Raw genomic sequence first — 17174 nt, 5'->3', positions numbered from 1 at the left:
GAAGATCGCCTTCCTAAAAAGCGCTCTTGCAACACAAAAACACACTCTAAAAAGGAAATTAACAATGGTATTAGAAATTCATCGCAGCTCCCGCTCTGAAACCTTGCAGCATAACCATACCCACTGCACTGCAAATATTGGTTTCACAGAAGAAGAACTTGAGCAGTTCAGTTGGGGATCGCGAGGTATTTTTGAGCAAATGCCGGCCAATGGAGATGGCTATGAATGTTACGGAGACAATTGCTATGGTCGTCCAGAAGTGATTCAGGCTCTCAAATATGTCTGTAATGAGTGGGTAAAAAAATATCCTAAACCCCGCATTGGCATCGGAGACATCAGTACAGCAGAAGGACCAACACCAGGTCATAGCTCTCATGACAACGGACTTGATGTTGATATTTCTCTTGTTGCTAACACTGATGCAGAAATTGGACTTACTTTGCGCGCTCCTGAATACTCTCGCCAGCGTACTCAAGAATTAGTGGATTTATTTCACAATAATCCTATTTTGGGTATTAAAATAATTCTCTTCAACGATCCAGAAATTACAGGGGTAGAATTTTGGGATGGACATGACAATCACCTTCATGTGAGTTTCCTTTCCCCTGGAATTGATTCAGCCCCCTACAGCAGTGACCAACAAGGCGATCTGCGACTGGTTGCACCCCCAATGCAGGGAGAACGAGTCCGCAAACTTCAAGAAGATTTAGCCAACGTTGGTATTTCAGTGACAGCAGATGGTATCTTTGGCACCGAAACGGATGCCGCAATCCGAAAATTTCAGGCTGAACAAGGCTTGCAGGTTGATGGAATTGCGGGATTTGTAACGCAAACTAAACTGACCCAATTAATTTCTGGACAGTCTCGCGGCGTTTCCAGCGAACCATCCGGCCTGAAACTCCAAGACGTGATTGACCAAAAGCAATCAATTCCTTTTGATAATATTGACTCTGGAGTGTTAGTTGAAGATCAACTATTCTGTGCAGAAATTCAAACCATTTTACGCGCTAATCATCTTTTAGAGGTTGTTGATGAGATTTACGGCCCTCAAACGCAAGAAGCCTTAAGAAGTTTTAAAGCCAGCCGTAAACTGGATGGCGGAGATGTGTTAGGGGCAACAACCGCTAAAGCTTTACTCGATGCCAAGCAGGGTGCTGGAAAGTTACCTGATTGGAAAGGCGGTGATAAACAAGCAGCGGTGCAGGCAATTATCAAAGAAGCTCATCGCCAAGGAATTACTTCTCAAGATCAAATTGCTTACATTCTCGCAACTGTTCAGCATGAAACAGCAGATAGTTTTGAGCCCGTGCGAGAATCCTATTATTTGGGCGAACCAGAAGCTGAAAACCACCGCAAAACCTTACGCTATTATCCGTTTTATGGACGCGGGTACGTGCAACTGACCTGGGATTACAATTATCGGAAATATTCTGATGTGTTAGGCCTAGATTTGGTTAACGACCCCGATATTGTCATGCGTCCAGATATCGCACTTTTTATCCTGGTTGATGGTATGAAATTCGGTCTGTTTACGGGTATCAAACTGGATGACTGTATTTCAAACAATAGTAGGGATTTCTTGAAAGCCCGTACAATTATCAATGGCACTGACCAGGCAGAAAAGGTTCAAAGTTATGCTATAAATTGGCAAGCTCAGTTATGGTAGGATTTAGGGCGATCGCAAATCAACAATCTACTTTGAATTTAAGCTTGACTTTGATAGCTATTGGGTCAAGCTATTAAAGCGTCTTGGTAGTTTGTGACAGTAGTGCGCGATCGCCCAAAACTTCCTCACCACAGTAAGCTGAAAAATAGCCGCAGACTGTGGTAGGATTTTGTGCTGTCACTGAAACCACAGCCCCTACACAAACCATAACTAAAGCAGTAGCCAAGATTTTCAACTGTTTGGGATCATACTTAAGCAGTCGATGTTAAGTCATTTTAGAGAAGTTTGAAATTGAGACGGTGTTGCTTGTGGGCGAGTGCAAGGAAAAAGGAAGCAGTCGATGCGATCGCGGAATTTCCAGCAAGGGTTTCAGCAATTAATAACGTCCAGTGAAACCTCGGCAGTTGCTATAATTCCAAATATTCAAATTAAGATTAAGCGTGTCACCAGCAAACTCTCAACAACAAACGCCTCTATTAGATGCCTTGCGCGATCGCACAAATCACCCGCACGCCCCATTCTACGCCCCCGGACATAAACGCGGACAAGGAATCTCAGGGCCCCTAATTGACTTATTCGGTGCGACAGTATTTCGATCGGATTTGCCGGAATTGCCGGAATTAGATAATCTCTTTAACCCAGAAGGTGCAATTGCCGAATCTCAAGAATTAGCCGCCGCAGCATTTGGAGCCCAATCAACTCGGTTTTTGGCTAACGGTTCGACTTGCGGAATTATCGCCGCCATCTTAGCGACTTGCGGCCCCGGCGATAAAATTATCCTACCTCGAAATATCCACTCCTCGGCGATTTCTGGTTTAATTTTATCGGGTGCAATTCCAATTTTTGTCAATCCAGAGTACAACCCGGAATGGGATATTGCCAACAGCATCACCCCAGAAGCCACAGCCGCAGCATTAGAACAACATCCCGACGCGAAAGCAGTAATGATAGTTTACCCAACCTATCACGGCGTCTGCGGGGATTTGCGGGCGATCGCCCAAATTACCCATCAATACAACATACCGTTATTAGTAGACGAAGCCCACGGCGCGCACTTTAACTTTCATCCAAACTTGCCCGAACCGGCACTATCAGCCGGCGCCGATTTAACAGTACAATCAATCCACAAAACCCTCGGTGCAATGACACAAGCATCGATGCTGCACGTCAAGGGCGATCGCATAGATATCCAAAAATTAAATAGAGCCTTGCAGCTAGTACAATCCACCAGTCCGAGTTACATACTATTAGCATCCCTAGACGCAGCCCGCCAACAAATCGCACTCCACGGCAAAGAGTTAATGGCGAAAACTTTACAGCTAGCAGAAAAAGCGCGATCGCGCATCAGTCAAATTTCCGGCTTATCAGTTTTAGAACCGTTAAATACACCGGGTTTTGCAGCATTAGACCGCACCAGGCTAACAGTAAAAGTATCAGATTTAGGAATCACAGGATTTGCCGCCGATGATATTCTGCACTCTCAACTCGGTGTCACGGCAGAATTACCCATGCCGCAACATTTAACATTTATTATCAGCTTGGGAAATACAGAATCAGATATTGACAATTTAGTTAAAGCTTGTACTCTTTTAGAAGGAAGAAGAAAGAAGGAAGAAGGAAGTTCGGCAACGAATTCTGTAACGGATGTAACGGATGTAACGGATGTCAGGAAGAAGGAAGAAGTCCGAAAGAAGAAGTCCGAGAAAAGAAGTCCGATGTCCGATGGAAGATTTGCCCAATCTCCCACTCTCCCACTCTCCCCCTCTCCCCCTCTCCTCTCCCCGCGCGAGGCCTTCTTTTTCTCAGCGGAAACAGTACCCGCAGACAAAGCAGTCGATCGACTCAGCGCCGAACTCATCTGTCCCTATCCCCCAGGAATACCAGTCTTGATGCCGGGTGAAATCATTACCCCAGCAGCCGTTGACTACCTGCAACAAATCCTGGCCGCCGGCGGAAAAATCACAGGTTGCAGCGATCCCGGCCTCCAAACTCTCAAGGTTGTGCGACAGTAAATATGAAGGCTGGGGGGAAATTGGCAGAATTTCTACTTCTTCCACGAGTTCCAACTGCCGTCTTGCTTCAATCAAAAATCAAAAATCAAAAATATAACTATGCTTTGGCCCTACGTCACTCCAGGCATCCCGGATGACTTATTTGAACGTTTACCGGGAATTCCCATGAGTAAGCGAGAAGTCCGACTGCTGTTAATCTCCCACCTTCGGCTGCAAGCAGATTCAGTGGTGTGGGACATCGGTGCAGGTACTGGTACGATCGCCGTAGAAACAGGTTTGCTGTGTCCCAAAGGTCGGATTATCGCCGTCGAAAGGGACGAAGAAGTAGCAAGCTTGATTCGCAGAAATTGCGATCGATTCGAGATCAACAACGTAGAAGTCATAGAAGGCAGTGCCCCGGAATGCCTTGCAAACCTGCCCCAACCCCCCCACCGAGTCTGCATCGAAGGAGGTCGCCCCATTAAAGCGATTCTCCAAGAAGTCTGGCGGTACTTGCCACCTCACGGTAGAGTTGTCGCCACAGCATCCAATTTAGAGAATCTTTACGCCCTTTCCGAAGGGTTCGCCGAGTTGCAAGTCCGCAACATCGAGGTAGTCCAGTCCGCCGTCAACCGCTTGGAGACTCGCGGTCTCAGTCAAACCTTTGCCGCCGTCAATCCCATATTTATTCTCAGCGGCGAAAAGCTGGATTAGAAGCAAGAAGAAGGCACGACACGAATTTTGACACGGATACACGAATTAATTCTGTAATTCTTAATCTTTTTTAAGTTCACTTAACCTTCATACTTAACAATAGGGGCCACCATAGCTGGATTGACCGCCTGACTTGAGATATTGGATGACCGATGGGGGATGGGGGTTAGTTGTGCAAGGGATCAACTCGTGCTCTAGAAAAATCCAAAATCCAAAATCCAAAATCCAAAATCCAAAATCCAAAATCGAATGATCCGCCGCCGTCTGCAAGAGAAATTCATTTTATGCCTTGGTCTCGTATCCTGAGTGGAATAGTTGCGATCGCCCTTGCTTTGGGAATGATTATTATGGGCGGATGGTACTTCACCGTCGGCTTTGGAGTCATCGTCTACCTAGGTCAATTGGAATATTTTCAATTAGCCAGGGCTAAAGGCATTGCACCCGCTGCCAAAACTACCTTAGCCGTCAGTCAAGGGCTATTAATTACTGCCGCCCTAGCACCGGAACTCGTAGATGCCATGTTCCCCTTAGCGGGAACCTTAATCTGTTTCTACCTGTTATTCCAACCTAAATTATCGACGATCGCCGATATTGCCTCCTCAGTTTTAGGATTGTTCTACGGCGGTTATTTGCCCAGCTATTGGGTACGGCTGCGAGTCGGCCTCGACCCAGGCAATCTTGCTACAACCCAACTTTCGCAAGCAGTAGCAAGCAATTTGCCGGTTAACATTTACCCGTCCCCATCTTGGACAACTTCTAGCCACATATCTTTAGGATTGACTTCGCTGCTGCTGGCTTTCTTCTGCATCTGGGCCGCTGACATTGGGGCTTATTTTGTCGGCAAATTCTTCGGCCGCACTAGCCTGTCCCACATCAGCCCCAAAAAGACCGTTGAAGGTGCCGTATTTGGAGTTTGCGGCAGCATCGCCGTGGCAGTCGCGGGGTCTTGGTATTTAAACTGGCCGGGGTGGCCCTATACTGGCGCTGCTTTTGGTCTGTTGATCGGGGTTGCTAGCCTGTTGGGAGATTTAACTGAGTCGATGATGAAGCGAGACGCCGGCGTTAAGGATTCGGGACAGTTGATCCCCGGTCACGGCGGCATTCTCGATCGCACCGACAGTTATGTTTTTACCGCACCGTTAGTCTACTATTTTGTCACTTTACTGTTGCCCGCGCTCGACTCTTTTTTAATTAATCGGTAATTGGGAATTGGGAATTGGGAATTGGGAATTGGGAATTGGGCATGGGGCATGGGGTATGTATTCCCAGGATCTGCCGAGGAAGCAGGTTAAAGTCAACTGTCAACTGTCAACTGTCAACTGTCAACTAACTAAGGCAAAACTCTAATTCCTCCCCGGCAAGCAATCTCCCCCGGACTCAAAATCAACTCTTCTATCTCAACTTCCGGCCCAAAATCAATTTTAAAACCATTGAAATCACTGCTCTTTAATTCTCCATCCATTTCGATTTCTGGTGATTCAAACATCAATTCGCGACCGCTGGCTATCCGCAAACCAGTCCGCAATACAAAAGGAATTTGCCTACCGCCAGCGCGCAAAATTGCAGCCGAAAGCGTCAACAAACCCGCCTCTATTACAATCTGCGAATTTTGCAACTTCAGCAACTTTTCGCTATCTGCCAGTGGCAGCATGGGGAGCAAAAATTCGCTCAAAGCATCAGCAAGCAAAGGCGCTTTCAGCGACGCATTCAAATCCGCCTGACAGAGCCTCAAAACGCCTGTCACAGGAACGGATTCTAGGAGGCGCAGGGGTTGGCCTTTAAGAGCTTGACCAAGGTTGATGCGAATGCCACAGCCCTCTATGGCTACTTCAGTTAGGTGTAGTCCTTTATACACAGCACCGCGAGCTGCAGCCGTGACTTTGGGGATAGCACCGCTGAAGATTTGTCGATCGCTCCCCTCAATTTTCACCTTCAACTCGTCCACCTGCTGAACTTGCGATCGCAGCCACAACTGCACTGCCGGAGACAGCACCGCGCTCGCGATCCGGCTGCCTTGACTCGGCGAAGGTCTCCCCGGTTCCTCGCCGAGATTAACAGTCCCACCAGACCCAGCAGCCCCATCTCTATTGTCAAATTGAAGAGAGTTTTGATCGACAGTCATAAACAATTTCAGAAGATAAACCTTAATATTCAAGCACAGAAATTTAACTAGAACTTGCACATCCGGCCTCAAAAACCCGGTTTCTGCACAGATATACCGCTGTCAACCTCTGATTTTCCTTAGAAACCGGGTTGATGAACACAAGTCCGATTAACTGCAAAACCAACCAGAAATCTGGCATCAGCAACGCCAGAAGCAGAAAAATTCTCACCTTTCCCCCCTTGGAATATTGGGGTAGTTCACGAGTTGTGCGATCCCGATGAAAAATTCGCGATCGAGCGTATAAATTTAACCAGCAGTACGGGATTTATGGTAGTGTTGGTTTATGGTCGGGTCAGACCCACACCTTTCAAACCAGCCGCAAACCAACGGTGCAAACCTGTGCCTGCCGCGAGTCTTTTCCTCGTAGTTTTTGCACAGCATTCAGGGTAATGCCATCAGGACAATCTGCACCGGGCACAAGGACAATCTTTGCCACGCCGGGCGTCCTGTAATAATTGGTCAGCATTATAATTTATTCCCAATCAGGAATTGAGCATTGCTAGTACGGTTAATCAATTAACCGTGTCGTGTTTCCTCCCCACCGTTCGCTCGTTGGGGATTTCCACACTCCCGTCATGTCTGATGAAAGGCTGCAAAAAATCCTCGCCCAGTGGGGCATTGCCTCTCGCCGTCTTGCAGAACAGATGATTGTAGCTGGACGAGTCCGAGTTAATGGCAATATTGTTCGCTTAGGAGAAAAAGCGAATCCAGATCGCGATCTTATCCAAGTCGATGGAGTCCCGGTGAAACCAACGGATCGACCCGCAAAGGTCTATCTGTTGCTCAACAAACCGGCAGGCGTAGTTTCTACTTGCAGCGATCCCAGGGCCCGATCGAAAGTTCTCGACTTGCTGCCACCCCAACTGCGCTCCGGTCAAGGCATCCACCCCGTAGGACGCTTAGATGCAGATTCCACTGGCGCCCTCTTGCTTACCAATGATGGTAAGCTGACATTTTGTTTGACCCATCCGCGTCACTCGATCGCCAAAACTTATCAGGTTTGGGTGAGCGGCGATCCCCCGGAACCCATACTGGAAGCGTGGCGTCAGGGCATCATCTTGTCCGGCAGAAAAACTTTGCCCGCGAAAATTAAAGTTCTCGATCGCGCGCAACACCAAACTCTGTTAGAAGTCATTCTATCAGAAGGCAGAAACCGACAGATTCGGCGAACAGCCGAGCTCTTGGGATATCCCGTGGTGCGCCTGCACCGCACAGCCATTGGCCCGATTCAATTGCAGCGGCCTGGTTCGCCAATATTGCCACCAGGCTGCTGCCGACCCCTAGAAGATGCGGAAATTATTTATTTATGGAATCTAGTCAACCTAACATCAATAAGCGTGCCAGTAAATTCCCAGGAGCACAGCATATGACAAAGAATTTATTGTTTTTATTCTTCAAAACAACTAAGCAGAAACTGCACTCCCAAGAGCCAGAAACAGCTCAGAAGAAGCTAGCGGAAATTGGAAATCAACTCCGTCAGTACCGCGAACAGCAGTCGATTTGTTTGGACAAAGTAGCCGTGGTAACAATGATTCGGCGGAATCTGCTACAAGCAATCGAGGACGGTCAACTCGACCAACTTCCCGAACCCGTCTACACTCAGGGTTTGATCAAGCGCTACGCTGAAGCAATGGGTTTGGACGGAACTCAGTTTGCCGAATTTTTCCCGATCGAACCGGCGCCCCGATCGAGAACCAAGCTATCTTGGCAAGATGGACCTCAGTTGCGGCCGATGCACCTCTACCTCTTTTACACATTTCTAATTATCTGTTCGGTCAATGTCTTATCTCAGTTGATGAGCGGTTCTGTTACCGCAAAAAACGGTGCGGGAGCCGAAGAACTAGCGCTTGGGCAGCAAGAACAAGCTCGTTTAGCTGCTGAGGCATCGAGCTCCTCACAAAATCAGAAACCGGATAGTTATGAGGCTGTCGAAGCAGTAAGAACCGGTCAAAATTTAAATAAATCTGGCAATAAACCAGTAATGGTTAGCGTCACTTTTAAAGCCGAATCGTGGATGCAGGTTGAAGTCGATGGTAAAACAGAGTTTGAGGGAACTTTGCCTTCAGGGACTGTTCGCACCTGGGGGGCTCAAAAGCAATTAGTAGTGGTAGCAGGTAACGCCGGTGGGGTAATGGTTGCTGTTAATAACGGACAAGCCGAACAACTAGGAGATCCTGGAGTCGCCAAAGAAGTTGTTTTTAAAGCAAACGAACTCAATCCTTCAGTACCACCCAAGAATGAAGGTTGAGTGTTAATTGGTAATTGTTAATTGGTAATAGGGGGCAGTCCACAGATTTTAATTAGAATGTCCGTCTTGATGCCCTCATTACCAATTACCAATCACCCATTCTATCAAACTCGGTTGCATCGGAATAGTCAAATCCAGTCAACGGTCAACACTTCCCGATGGTGCAACCGGAATTGATAGAATTCATCTGCGTTAATCTGTGTTTATCTGCCGGTATCTGCGGTAAAAAAAAGAGAATGTATTAACCGCAGATGACAAGGGATTGACGCTGATTCACGCAGATATAGAGTAGAGAGATAGGAATGATTCCGATGCTAACAGATTTGATATTACCCCTTAACAATTACCAATTACCCACTACCAACTACCCCTTACCGACGATCAATGTTTATTAGGAGCGCGCCCGGAGATGTAAGTCATAGTTTTGAGCCGATCGCGCACTTCCCAATTCAAAGCTTCAGGTCGATACCGCCATCCCCAATTTCCCTCTGGTTTCCCCGGAAAATTCATCCGCGCGTCAGTACCTAAACCCAACAAATCTTGAAACGGCACAATTGCCATATTAGCAATAGAAATCCAGCCCATGCGGATTAAAGACCAGTGAATTCCTTGGGGATCGATGCAGCCCAAATAACGCAAAACCTCATCTCTTTCGTACTGTTGCAGTTGATTGAACCAGCCGACAGTCGTGTCGTTGTCGTGGGTGCCGGTGTAGACTACCGAGTTGCGATCGTAATTGAAAGGCAAAAAAGGATCGCCAGGGCCCGCGCCAAAAGCAAACTGCAAAATCTTCATTCCTGGAAACTCGTATCGATCGCGCAAAGCTTCCACTTCTGGAGTAATTACCCCTAAATCTTCTGCGATAATCGGCAAGTTGCCAAACTTCTCGTTAATTAGATCCAACAAAGCTGTTCCCGGCGCTTTAATCCACTCTCCCTCGATCGCAGTTTCTTGTCCGCGCTTCACGGCCCAGTAAGCGTCAAATCCTCGAAAGTGGTCAATCCGAGTCACGTCTACATAAGAGAAAATCGCTTCAAAACGCTGCACCCACCACTCGAAATTAGTTGCTTGCAACTTCTCCCAATTGTATACCGGGTTGCCCCACAATTGACCTGTATTGCTGAAGTAATCAGGGGGAACTCCCGCCATTAAAGCTGGTTCTCCGCTGGCTTCATCCAAGCAAAATATTTCTGGATGAGACCATACATCGGCGCTGTCGTGAGCTACATAAATCGGAATATCGCCAATAATTTTAATGTCCCGCATATTAGCATAGCGTTTCAACTCCGTCCACTGGCGAAAAAACTCAAACTGGACGTATTTGTAGTAATAAATCTCAGCATTTAGCTGTTGGCGCCACTTCTCTAGGGACTTTGGTTCTCGACGGGCAATTTCTGGTTCCCAATTGTTCCAGCTAACACCGCCAAAGTGATCTTTTAGTGCCATAAATAAGGCATAATCTTCCAGCCAATTCTCTTTGCTTTCGCAAAAACCTGAGAATTCTTTTTGCTGGATCGGGGATGCTTTGGCTTTGAAGTTTTCGCAAGCTTTTTTGAGCAAAGGCACTTTCAGGGCGATCGCTCGATCGAAGTCTACATAATCCAGCGGAAATTCTGGCAAATTAGCGAAGTCTTCATCGGCGAGCAATTGCTGGTCCCGCAGCAGTTCTGGGTTAATTAGCAGCGGATTTCCCGCCATTGCTGAATAGCACGAATAAGGAGAATTGCCGTATCCTGTGGGGCCCAGCGGCAATACCTGCCAGTATTGCTGGTCGCTCTCTACTAAAAAGTCAATAAAGCGATATGCTTCTATTCCCATGTCCCCAATGCCAAATCGACTGGGAAAGGATGTGGGGTGGAGTAGCATGCCGCTTGATCGGGGAAAAAGCATAATCTATCTAAAGATATAGGAATTCAACATTGACAATTTGACCTATCTTCCCTACCAGTTAAACTTCGTAGTTTTTACGGCGATTGTTAGGGCAAATACTTTTGTGATTGTCTCATATTTTCTGCGATAACGTGCTTACAAAATATTTTTATAACACTCTACTCATAAATCCTGAGTAGAGTTCAAAACATCAAAATCCGAACTTACACGATCGCCCTGCTTTCACCGCTAGGTTTTTTTACCCAGGCTCGTTTGCTGCAACAAAGTATTTTGCTTGAGCGTACCTGGTTTCTGCTTAACTTTTAAATTTAACTTTTCTTGGGTTTTGGCCCCATCTCTCTGCAGTCGTAAATTGCTCACCAAGAATCAGCCATCACTTAAGCAAAGCCAATGCACAAAATAGCCGGCTGTTTTGTATCTCAAAAAACAGCCGGCTGCGAAATTACTGGTGATAATGCTTAGTTCATGCTTGCTTGTTCAACAATTTCTGCACTTGTTTGAGAGCTATAGCACCGACGTTGTAAGCAGCCCAGCCGCCCGCCAACAATACGGGCATCAATACTATTAGTATGCGGAAGTCAAATTCCATGAGTTCTCCTCCTAAAGTTTTTTAACAAATTCTCATAATCTATTTGTATCTCATTTTGTCGCCATTCTCATGACTCTTTAACCAAATATTCGGGATACCCAGGAGGACATCGCTCCGCAAGAATTGAGAGCCAAAGCGAAACTGCTGGGCGGGGGATCGGCATTCCCTGCACCAATTATCCCACAATCTGTTTCGCAATCCCTTCCACAACCTTAGTTAGAGGGTCGTTAGGGAAGTGCAGCGCAAACACTCCCTTGCTGGCGAGTAGCATCATCTTGTCGCTGTGGGGCAGTACCCCTGCCACTGGGATGTTGTAGATACTCTCTACTTGCTGCTTCAAATCCTCGAAATCCAGCGATTCTGGGGCTTTGTTAATCGTCATCAAAATCTTGGGAACTTCTAATTTGCGGGCCACATCTACCGTGACAGCCGTTCCCTGAAAATCTTGCTGATCCGGACGCAGAATCAGCAGCAGGATGTCGGAAATGGTGATGCTGAGGAGGGTTTCTTCGTTGAGCCCCGGGTGCGTGTCTATAAATAGGTAGTCTAAGTTCAAAACCTCGATCAGTTCTTGAAAGCCGTCGGTAAGCAGTCCCACATCGTAGCCTTCGCGCAAAACTCGCGCTATCTCCCCTGCTTTAATGCTCGAAGGAATCAGGTAGAGGTTGCCGTTACTGGCTAATTTTGGCAGCAGCGAACTCACATTGTAGGCAGTATCTGCGATCGGACACCGGCCCCACAGGTAATCGTTCAGGCAGCGATCCATGTTGCTCTCGCTGAAACCGAACAGCACGTGAATCCCCGGTGATTGAATGTCTGTGTCCACAATGGCAACCCGATTTCCGTCGCGAGCGATAATAGATGCCAGGTTTGCTGTCGTGTTCGATTTGCCAGTTCCGCCCCGGTAAGAGTGGACAGAGATGATTTTGGACATGATCTGCGTATTAGGGTAAGAAACGGCGAGAACCAATTATGATGCAATTCTCGATGATGCAGTCGAGTTGTCTGTCATTCTTCCTTGCCCCCCAAATCCTCCTTATCTGTTAAACTATCAATTTTTTCATCTTTTATCATCTTTTCTGCACCCCTGCGCTGCCGCATCTGTTTGGCTTTGGCTTGCAAATCGCTGAACTCGTCATCAGGTTTAGTTTCGGCTGAACTAGCACCACAACCAGTACCGTTCGGGACACCCGTTTGAGAGCCGCTTTCCGATTCAGTCACGGCGGGGCGCTGCTTCTGCTGTTTGGCTTTTTCCTGCAACTGAGCTAGGTATTCGTCTGTCTGACTTTCGACCTTGGGAAGCTCTGGGGTACTGGCAGTTATTTCTTGGGGTTCGGAAGGTGTTTTTTCAGAGGTTTCTTGTTTGCTAATCCTCAGTTTATCTTTCTTTTGCTGCAATTCTTTAAAAAAATCAGATTCTGTGATTTCTGCGACTTGCTGTTCTTTTTTGGCTTGGTCTATTTCGATTTTGAAGACTTGTTTTACTCGATCGCTAATTGCTTTCCCGTAGCCGGCTTTATTAAATCTCTCTGCTGATACAATGCTACCGCCAGTTAAGATTAATGCTAAGGCTGGCGCTGCCACAGGCACCCACCCTCCCAACAGAAAAATCCCAAACCCGATCGCGCAGCACCCGGATAGCATTGCTGCGAATGTCACCGTCAACTTCGCTGGGTGAGCCATCCGCGATGCCAACGTTCCTCCGACAATTGACCATCCCGAAATCCACAGGATTTCTGCCCATTCCGGCCAAAACCATAACATCGGTCTGTTGTCTAAAACTGCACTCAAAATTTGGCTGACTACTTGTGCGTGTGCCACGATACCAGGCATGAATTGGTTGGTTTCCTGTCGCCCACTGTAAGGAGTATAAAATAAATCTTTAACGGTTTCTGTTGTGTAACCGATGAACACTATTTTATCTTTAACTAAATTAGGGTCAACTTTCCCTTCTAAAACATCCGTAATTCTGACTCGGTTTGCGACTTGCTGCTTGGAACGATAGTTCATTAATATTTGATATCCCCTGACATCGATATTTGTGTATCCTCCGTCATTGCTTGCTAGTTTTTTTAATTGGGTTTTTCCCAGCCATAATGATTGATCGGGTGCAAGTTGGGGATAAATTTTTTGCCGTTGCAGGTAGCGGAGTGCTAGCTGGAGGTTGAAGGAATATAAAACTTGAGAATCGTCATTGCAAAGATGTTTTTGGGCCGAGGAGTTGCCCTCAATTGTCGGGGGTTTCATAAATAATAAAGCCCTGCGGAGTATGCCGCCCGGATCGACTCCGAAATCTGCAAATCCCACCCGGTTTTCTGGCAGCCCCGGCGCAGGCGGAGAACCGGGATTGTCCGGGCTTCCGTCGGTGACTAAACATACCCCGATAATTCGATCGCTTTTTTTTAAAAGTTGAGTTAATTCCTCGCGCCCGTCTCCTAAAGGTACGTCTCGCAGTACATCTAAACCGATTACTGCTGGCTGCATTTTTTCGAGTTTTTGTAAGATTTCAGCTATTTTGCGATCGGATATCGGCCACTGTTTCAGTTTCTGAATGTCTGCTTCGGTAATCCCCACAACTAGCAAGCGCGGGTCTGGCTTGGACTCGGGACGCCACCTCACCATTTGGTCGTAAACGCTTAATTCTACTGGTTCGAGTATTCCTAGCTGTCTGGCCCCCATCAAGGATAATGTTACTGCCGCGCTGGCAATTAATACAGACTTAGCCAATGCTAGTGATGGTTTATACATTTGACTCAATTGAGCCGCTGCCGATCGAATTTTGTTAGATATTTTACTCATTATCCCAGCATAAAAGTTTGACTCGTTTCTGGAACAGCAGTTGTTTCACATTTCCCGCCTGCTGGAGACTTCCTCCATCTTAGAACACTCGGAAACTCCGACCCCTTTGTTACAAAAATTTACCTTACGTGGCGACCAACTGTATCCAATGATACTTGGGACCTAGGCAACCAGATTTTTCGGACGGAGAATCCACTTGCCGCTCGAATTCATTAATGTTATTGATGATATGTCAAGCTTTAAATTGTGTATCTGCGGCCTCGACTAGCAGCTCAAAAATATTTGTCGCCATCAGCGAATGCCTGTGTTTGCAATTATAGTGAAAGGTAAAACAAAATGAAACGTTTTCTACATCCGGCTACACTTGCGGTCGCCGTAGCTGCGATCGCAGCTACTGTACCCAGTTCACTTGCACCGATGCGCGCACAATCCCAGCCGCTTCTGCTGAGTCAAAATGTTAATTTCAAGCCTCCCGACGTAACAGCCCCCGCCAGCCGACAAGGAGGGACACATCGCGGCAACAAGCTTTGTCCAGCGGGTTTATCTATTACTCCGTTAGTGCCTCCAACTAATATCGGTTTAACCCTAACAGAGTCTCCCACAATTTTTGTCTATGTTCCTCAAACCTCGGCAAAAATAGAGTTTACTGTCCTCAACGACAAGGAAGAGGAAGTGGTCTACGAAAAAACATTTAAACTGGACAAATCTGGGATTGTTGGAGTTACCATTCCTGCTACCGTGGACAACAACAAATCCCTTGAAGTTGGCAAGCGATACGTGTGGTCATTTTCGCTAGTTTGCGACCCCGAAGACCGAGCTGCGGATTTAGTTGTTAAAGGGTTCGTGCAGCGAATTGAACCCCAGGCAACTCTCAAGAACGAGTTGGCAAATCCCGACCCGATGACTAGGCTCAACGTTTATGCTCAAAATGGGATTTGGTACGAAACACTCGCTACTTTAGCCCAAATGCGGCGCCAGACACCGGGGGATGTGAAGCTGACAGCCAAGTGGACGCAATTATTGCAGTCCCAAGGACTCGAATCAGTTGCAGCTCAACCACTGGTTGCGCCACTTTAAATCTCGCTATTTCTGAAAATTTTGTCGGTCGGCCGATGGCGATGTGAAAATTGACCCATTTACTCGATCGCGCCCGGGGCTAAAACTCCGGGTTAACATTAGAGATGCGATCTATAAATATTTCTACAAGTGAGTGGAAAAATGAAACGTTTTCTACATTTTACTGCACTGGCGATGACTGTATTGGCGATCGCCGTTACTCTCCCCAGTTTGCTTACACCGATGCAGGCTGTGCCTGCACCCATTCTGCTGAGTCAGAATGTTAATTTCAAACCTCCCGATGTAACAGCCCCCGACAACCGGCAAGGGGGGACGCATCGAGGCTGTAAGTTACGGGATGGTTTATTCATTACTCCCTTAATACCTGAAAGCAATATTGGCTTAACGCTAACAGAGTCGCCAACATTTTTTGTATATGTTTCTCAACCGGCGGCTCAAGTAGAGTTTATTTTGCTAAACGAAGATGAATCCGAAGTAGTTTACGAAACTACTTTAAAAAATGACAAAGCCGGAATTATTGGAGTTAGCCTTTCTGAGAAAGACCAGACAAAAAATATTGAGGTTGGTAAGCGATATGTGTGGTCGTTTGCACTAGCATGCGATCCGCTGGAGCGTTCTGGAGATTATATTGTTAAAGGATGGATGCAGCGAATTGAACCCCAGGCAAATCTCAAGAACGATTTGGCAAATCCCGACCCTATGGCTAAGGTGATTGCTTATGCTAAAAATGGGATTTGGTACGAGACTGTTGCTACTCTAGCCGAAATGCGGCGCCTCGCACCCGATGATTCCCGGCTGACGACCGAGTGGACGCAATTGTTGCAGTCCCAAGGACTAGAATCGATTGCCGCTCAACCGCTAGTTCAGTCTTTGGAATAACGACTCTTGACTAATCACTGCTGAGTGTTTGCACAGTCAATTCTTCAATTCTTCAATTCTTCAATCCAGTGACCGAAAGCAGCCAGGGTACAAGCCCCCCAAATTTAGAGGTGCAGAAATAAAAAACCTAGTATCCGATAACAAGTCCCCGGATTCATCAGTGAGATCGCTTTCTTCAATTCTCCAATTCTTCAATTCTTCAATCCCAAATCTAAAATCGATTGATGGCTAATAACTTTCCGACAATTCTAGCTCTTGATTTTGACGGTGTGATTTGTGACGGACTAATAGAATATTTCCAAACCGCTTGGCGTACCTACTGTCAAATCTGGAAACCAGTCGAAACAGTGCCAGATCCAGATTTAGCTTTGAGTTTTTACCGAGTGCGACCCGCCATCGAAACCGGTTGGGAAATGCCGCTGCTGATCCGCGCACTGCTGACAGGGATTTCCCCAGAGGAAATTTTGCTGGAGTGGCCTAATATAGTACCGTATTTATTGACCGAAAATAATTTGAAAGCCCAGTCTGTCGGCGCTATGTTAGACGGATTGCGCGATAATTGGATTGCTGAGGATTTATCGGCGTGGCTGTCTTTGCACCGCTTTTATCCAGGGGTTGCGGATCGCTTGCACTCCTTGCAGGAGAGTTCGGTGAAAGTGGCGATCGTCACTACAAAGGAAGGCCGTTTTGTGCGGGAACTTTTGCAGCTAGCAGGCGTACAAATGCCGTCGGAGTTGATTTTTGGCAAGGAATACAACAAGCCGAAACACCAAATTTTGCGGGAATTTTTGGCAGCGTCTGGCAAAGATTCGACTATTTGGTTTGTCGAAGATCGGTTAAAAACTTTGCTGTCGGTGAAGCAGCAGCCGGATTTATCTCAGGTGAGGTTATTTTTGGCGGATTGGGGTTACAATACTTTGCCAGAACGGGAATCTGTGGCTCAAAATCCACCAGTTCAATTGCTTTCTCTGTCGCAGTTTGCCGGAGATTTTGCCGATTGGCTGCCGCTCGAATGTTGATGTTAGATTTGTTTACACTTGTGATTTTTTTCGCTTTTCATAGTCAAAAAAATCACAAAATTTTACATCTTTTTTGTTGACTTTTGAGGCGTAGACATGGTATTATCTTATAATGGGGTGGTGGCACAAATATTATTT

At 46.7% G+C, this 17174-nt stretch carries 16 protein-coding genes; 9 read left to right on the top strand and 7 right to left on the bottom strand.

Features of this window, described 5'->3' with window-relative positions; translation table 11 throughout:
- Positions 1-64 precede the first annotated feature (64 nt).
- Complete coding sequence (locus tag QUA42_RS16800; RefSeq protein WP_333138377.1) at positions 65-1666, top strand: penicillin-insensitive murein endopeptidase; 1602 nt, start codon at positions 65-67, stop codon at positions 1664-1666.
- Positions 1667-1739: 73 nt separating this feature from the next.
- Here the strand turns inward: QUA42_RS16800 and QUA42_RS16795 are convergent, their stop codons facing one another.
- The gene (locus tag QUA42_RS16795; protein WP_333138375.1) at positions 1740-1892 is read right to left on the bottom strand and encodes a hypothetical protein; all 153 of its coding nucleotides are present in this window, start codon (positions 1890-1892) and stop codon (positions 1740-1742) included.
- Positions 1893-2106: 214 nt separating this feature from the next.
- Here QUA42_RS16795 and QUA42_RS16790 point away from each other — a divergent pair, with 214 nt between their 5' ends.
- The 3 genes from QUA42_RS16790 to QUA42_RS16780 all read left to right on the top strand — a co-directional run bounded on the left by QUA42_RS16790 (position 2107) and on the right by QUA42_RS16780 (position 5573).
- Positions 2107-3678 carry an aminotransferase class I/II-fold pyridoxal phosphate-dependent enzyme gene (locus tag QUA42_RS16790; RefSeq protein ID WP_333138373.1) on the top strand — a complete coding sequence of 524 codons (1572 nt, stop codon included), beginning with the start codon at positions 2107-2109 and terminating at the stop codon, positions 3676-3678.
- A 99-nt stretch (positions 3679-3777) separates the two neighbouring features.
- A complete protein-coding gene (gene cbiT / locus QUA42_RS16785) occupies positions 3778-4371 on the top strand; it encodes a precorrin-6Y C5,15-methyltransferase subunit CbiT (RefSeq protein ID WP_333138371.1) in 594 nt (197 codons plus the stop codon).
- A 284-nt stretch (positions 4372-4655) separates the two neighbouring features.
- A complete protein-coding gene (locus tag QUA42_RS16780) occupies positions 4656-5573 on the top strand; it encodes a phosphatidate cytidylyltransferase (protein ID WP_333138369.1) in 918 nt (305 codons plus the stop codon).
- Positions 5574-5701: 128 nt separating this feature from the next.
- Here the strand turns inward: QUA42_RS16780 and QUA42_RS16775 are convergent, their stop codons facing one another.
- A complete protein-coding gene (locus QUA42_RS16775; RefSeq protein WP_333138368.1) occupies positions 5702-6493 on the bottom strand; it encodes a DUF2993 domain-containing protein in 792 nt (263 codons plus the stop codon).
- Positions 6494-6842: 349 nt separating this feature from the next.
- Positions 6843-7001, bottom strand: a complete 159-nt coding sequence (locus QUA42_RS16770; RefSeq protein WP_333038389.1) for a hypothetical protein — start codon at positions 6999-7001, stop codon at positions 6843-6845.
- A 109-nt stretch (positions 7002-7110) separates the two neighbouring features.
- On the opposite strand from QUA42_RS16770, the gene QUA42_RS16765 reads away from it, so the two are divergent.
- Positions 7111-7905 carry a pseudouridine synthase gene (locus QUA42_RS16765; RefSeq protein ID WP_333138386.1) on the top strand — a complete coding sequence of 265 codons (795 nt, stop codon included), beginning with the start codon at positions 7111-7113 and terminating at the stop codon, positions 7903-7905.
- Complete coding sequence (locus QUA42_RS16760; RefSeq protein ID WP_333138366.1) at positions 7902-8783, top strand: RodZ domain-containing protein; 882 nt, start codon at positions 7902-7904, stop codon at positions 8781-8783. The genes QUA42_RS16765 and QUA42_RS16760 overlap by 4 nt, the downstream gene beginning before the upstream one ends.
- Positions 8784-9164: 381 nt before the next feature.
- On the opposite strand, the gene malQ is transcribed toward QUA42_RS16760, so the two are convergent.
- The 4 genes from malQ to QUA42_RS16740 form a co-directional block, all read right to left on the bottom strand.
- Positions 9165-10673, bottom strand: coding sequence for a 4-alpha-glucanotransferase (gene malQ / locus QUA42_RS16755; RefSeq protein ID WP_333138364.1), 1509 nt, complete (start codon positions 10671-10673; stop codon positions 9165-9167).
- A gap of 463 nt (positions 10674-11136) precedes the next feature.
- Positions 11137-11262, bottom strand: coding sequence for a photosystem II protein Y (locus QUA42_RS16750; protein WP_333038396.1), 126 nt, complete (start codon positions 11260-11262; stop codon positions 11137-11139).
- A 175-nt stretch (positions 11263-11437) separates the two neighbouring features.
- Positions 11438-12196, bottom strand: coding sequence for a MinD/ParA family protein (locus QUA42_RS16745; protein ID WP_333138362.1), 759 nt, complete (start codon positions 12194-12196; stop codon positions 11438-11440).
- 74 nt (positions 12197-12270) lie between these two features.
- Positions 12271-14061 (bottom strand): CHASE2 domain-containing protein, encoded by a 1791-nt coding sequence (locus tag QUA42_RS16740; RefSeq protein ID WP_333138360.1) that lies wholly within the window; start codon positions 14059-14061, stop codon positions 12271-12273.
- A gap of 336 nt (positions 14062-14397) precedes the next feature.
- On the opposite strand from QUA42_RS16740, the gene QUA42_RS16735 reads away from it, so the two are divergent.
- From QUA42_RS16735 to QUA42_RS16725, 3 genes are all read left to right on the top strand, one after another.
- Positions 14398-15138 carry a DUF928 domain-containing protein gene (locus QUA42_RS16735; RefSeq protein WP_333138358.1) on the top strand — a complete coding sequence of 247 codons (741 nt, stop codon included), beginning with the start codon at positions 14398-14400 and terminating at the stop codon, positions 15136-15138.
- 141 nt (positions 15139-15279) lie between these two features.
- Positions 15280-16017 carry a DUF928 domain-containing protein gene (locus QUA42_RS16730; RefSeq protein WP_333138357.1) on the top strand — a complete coding sequence of 246 codons (738 nt, stop codon included), beginning with the start codon at positions 15280-15282 and terminating at the stop codon, positions 16015-16017.
- Positions 16018-16241: 224 nt separating this feature from the next.
- Entirely contained in the window at positions 16242-17036 is a 795-nt protein-coding gene (locus tag QUA42_RS16725) for an HAD hydrolase-like protein (protein WP_333138355.1), read from the top strand.
- The last annotated feature ends 138 nt before the right edge of the window (positions 17037-17174 follow it).

Source organism: Microcoleus sp. Pol11C2, assembly GCF_036701505.1.
Classification (GTDB): domain Bacteria; phylum Cyanobacteriota; class Cyanobacteriia; order Cyanobacteriales; family Microcoleaceae; genus Microcoleus.
This window is presented reverse-complemented; position numbering and strand designations above follow the sequence as displayed.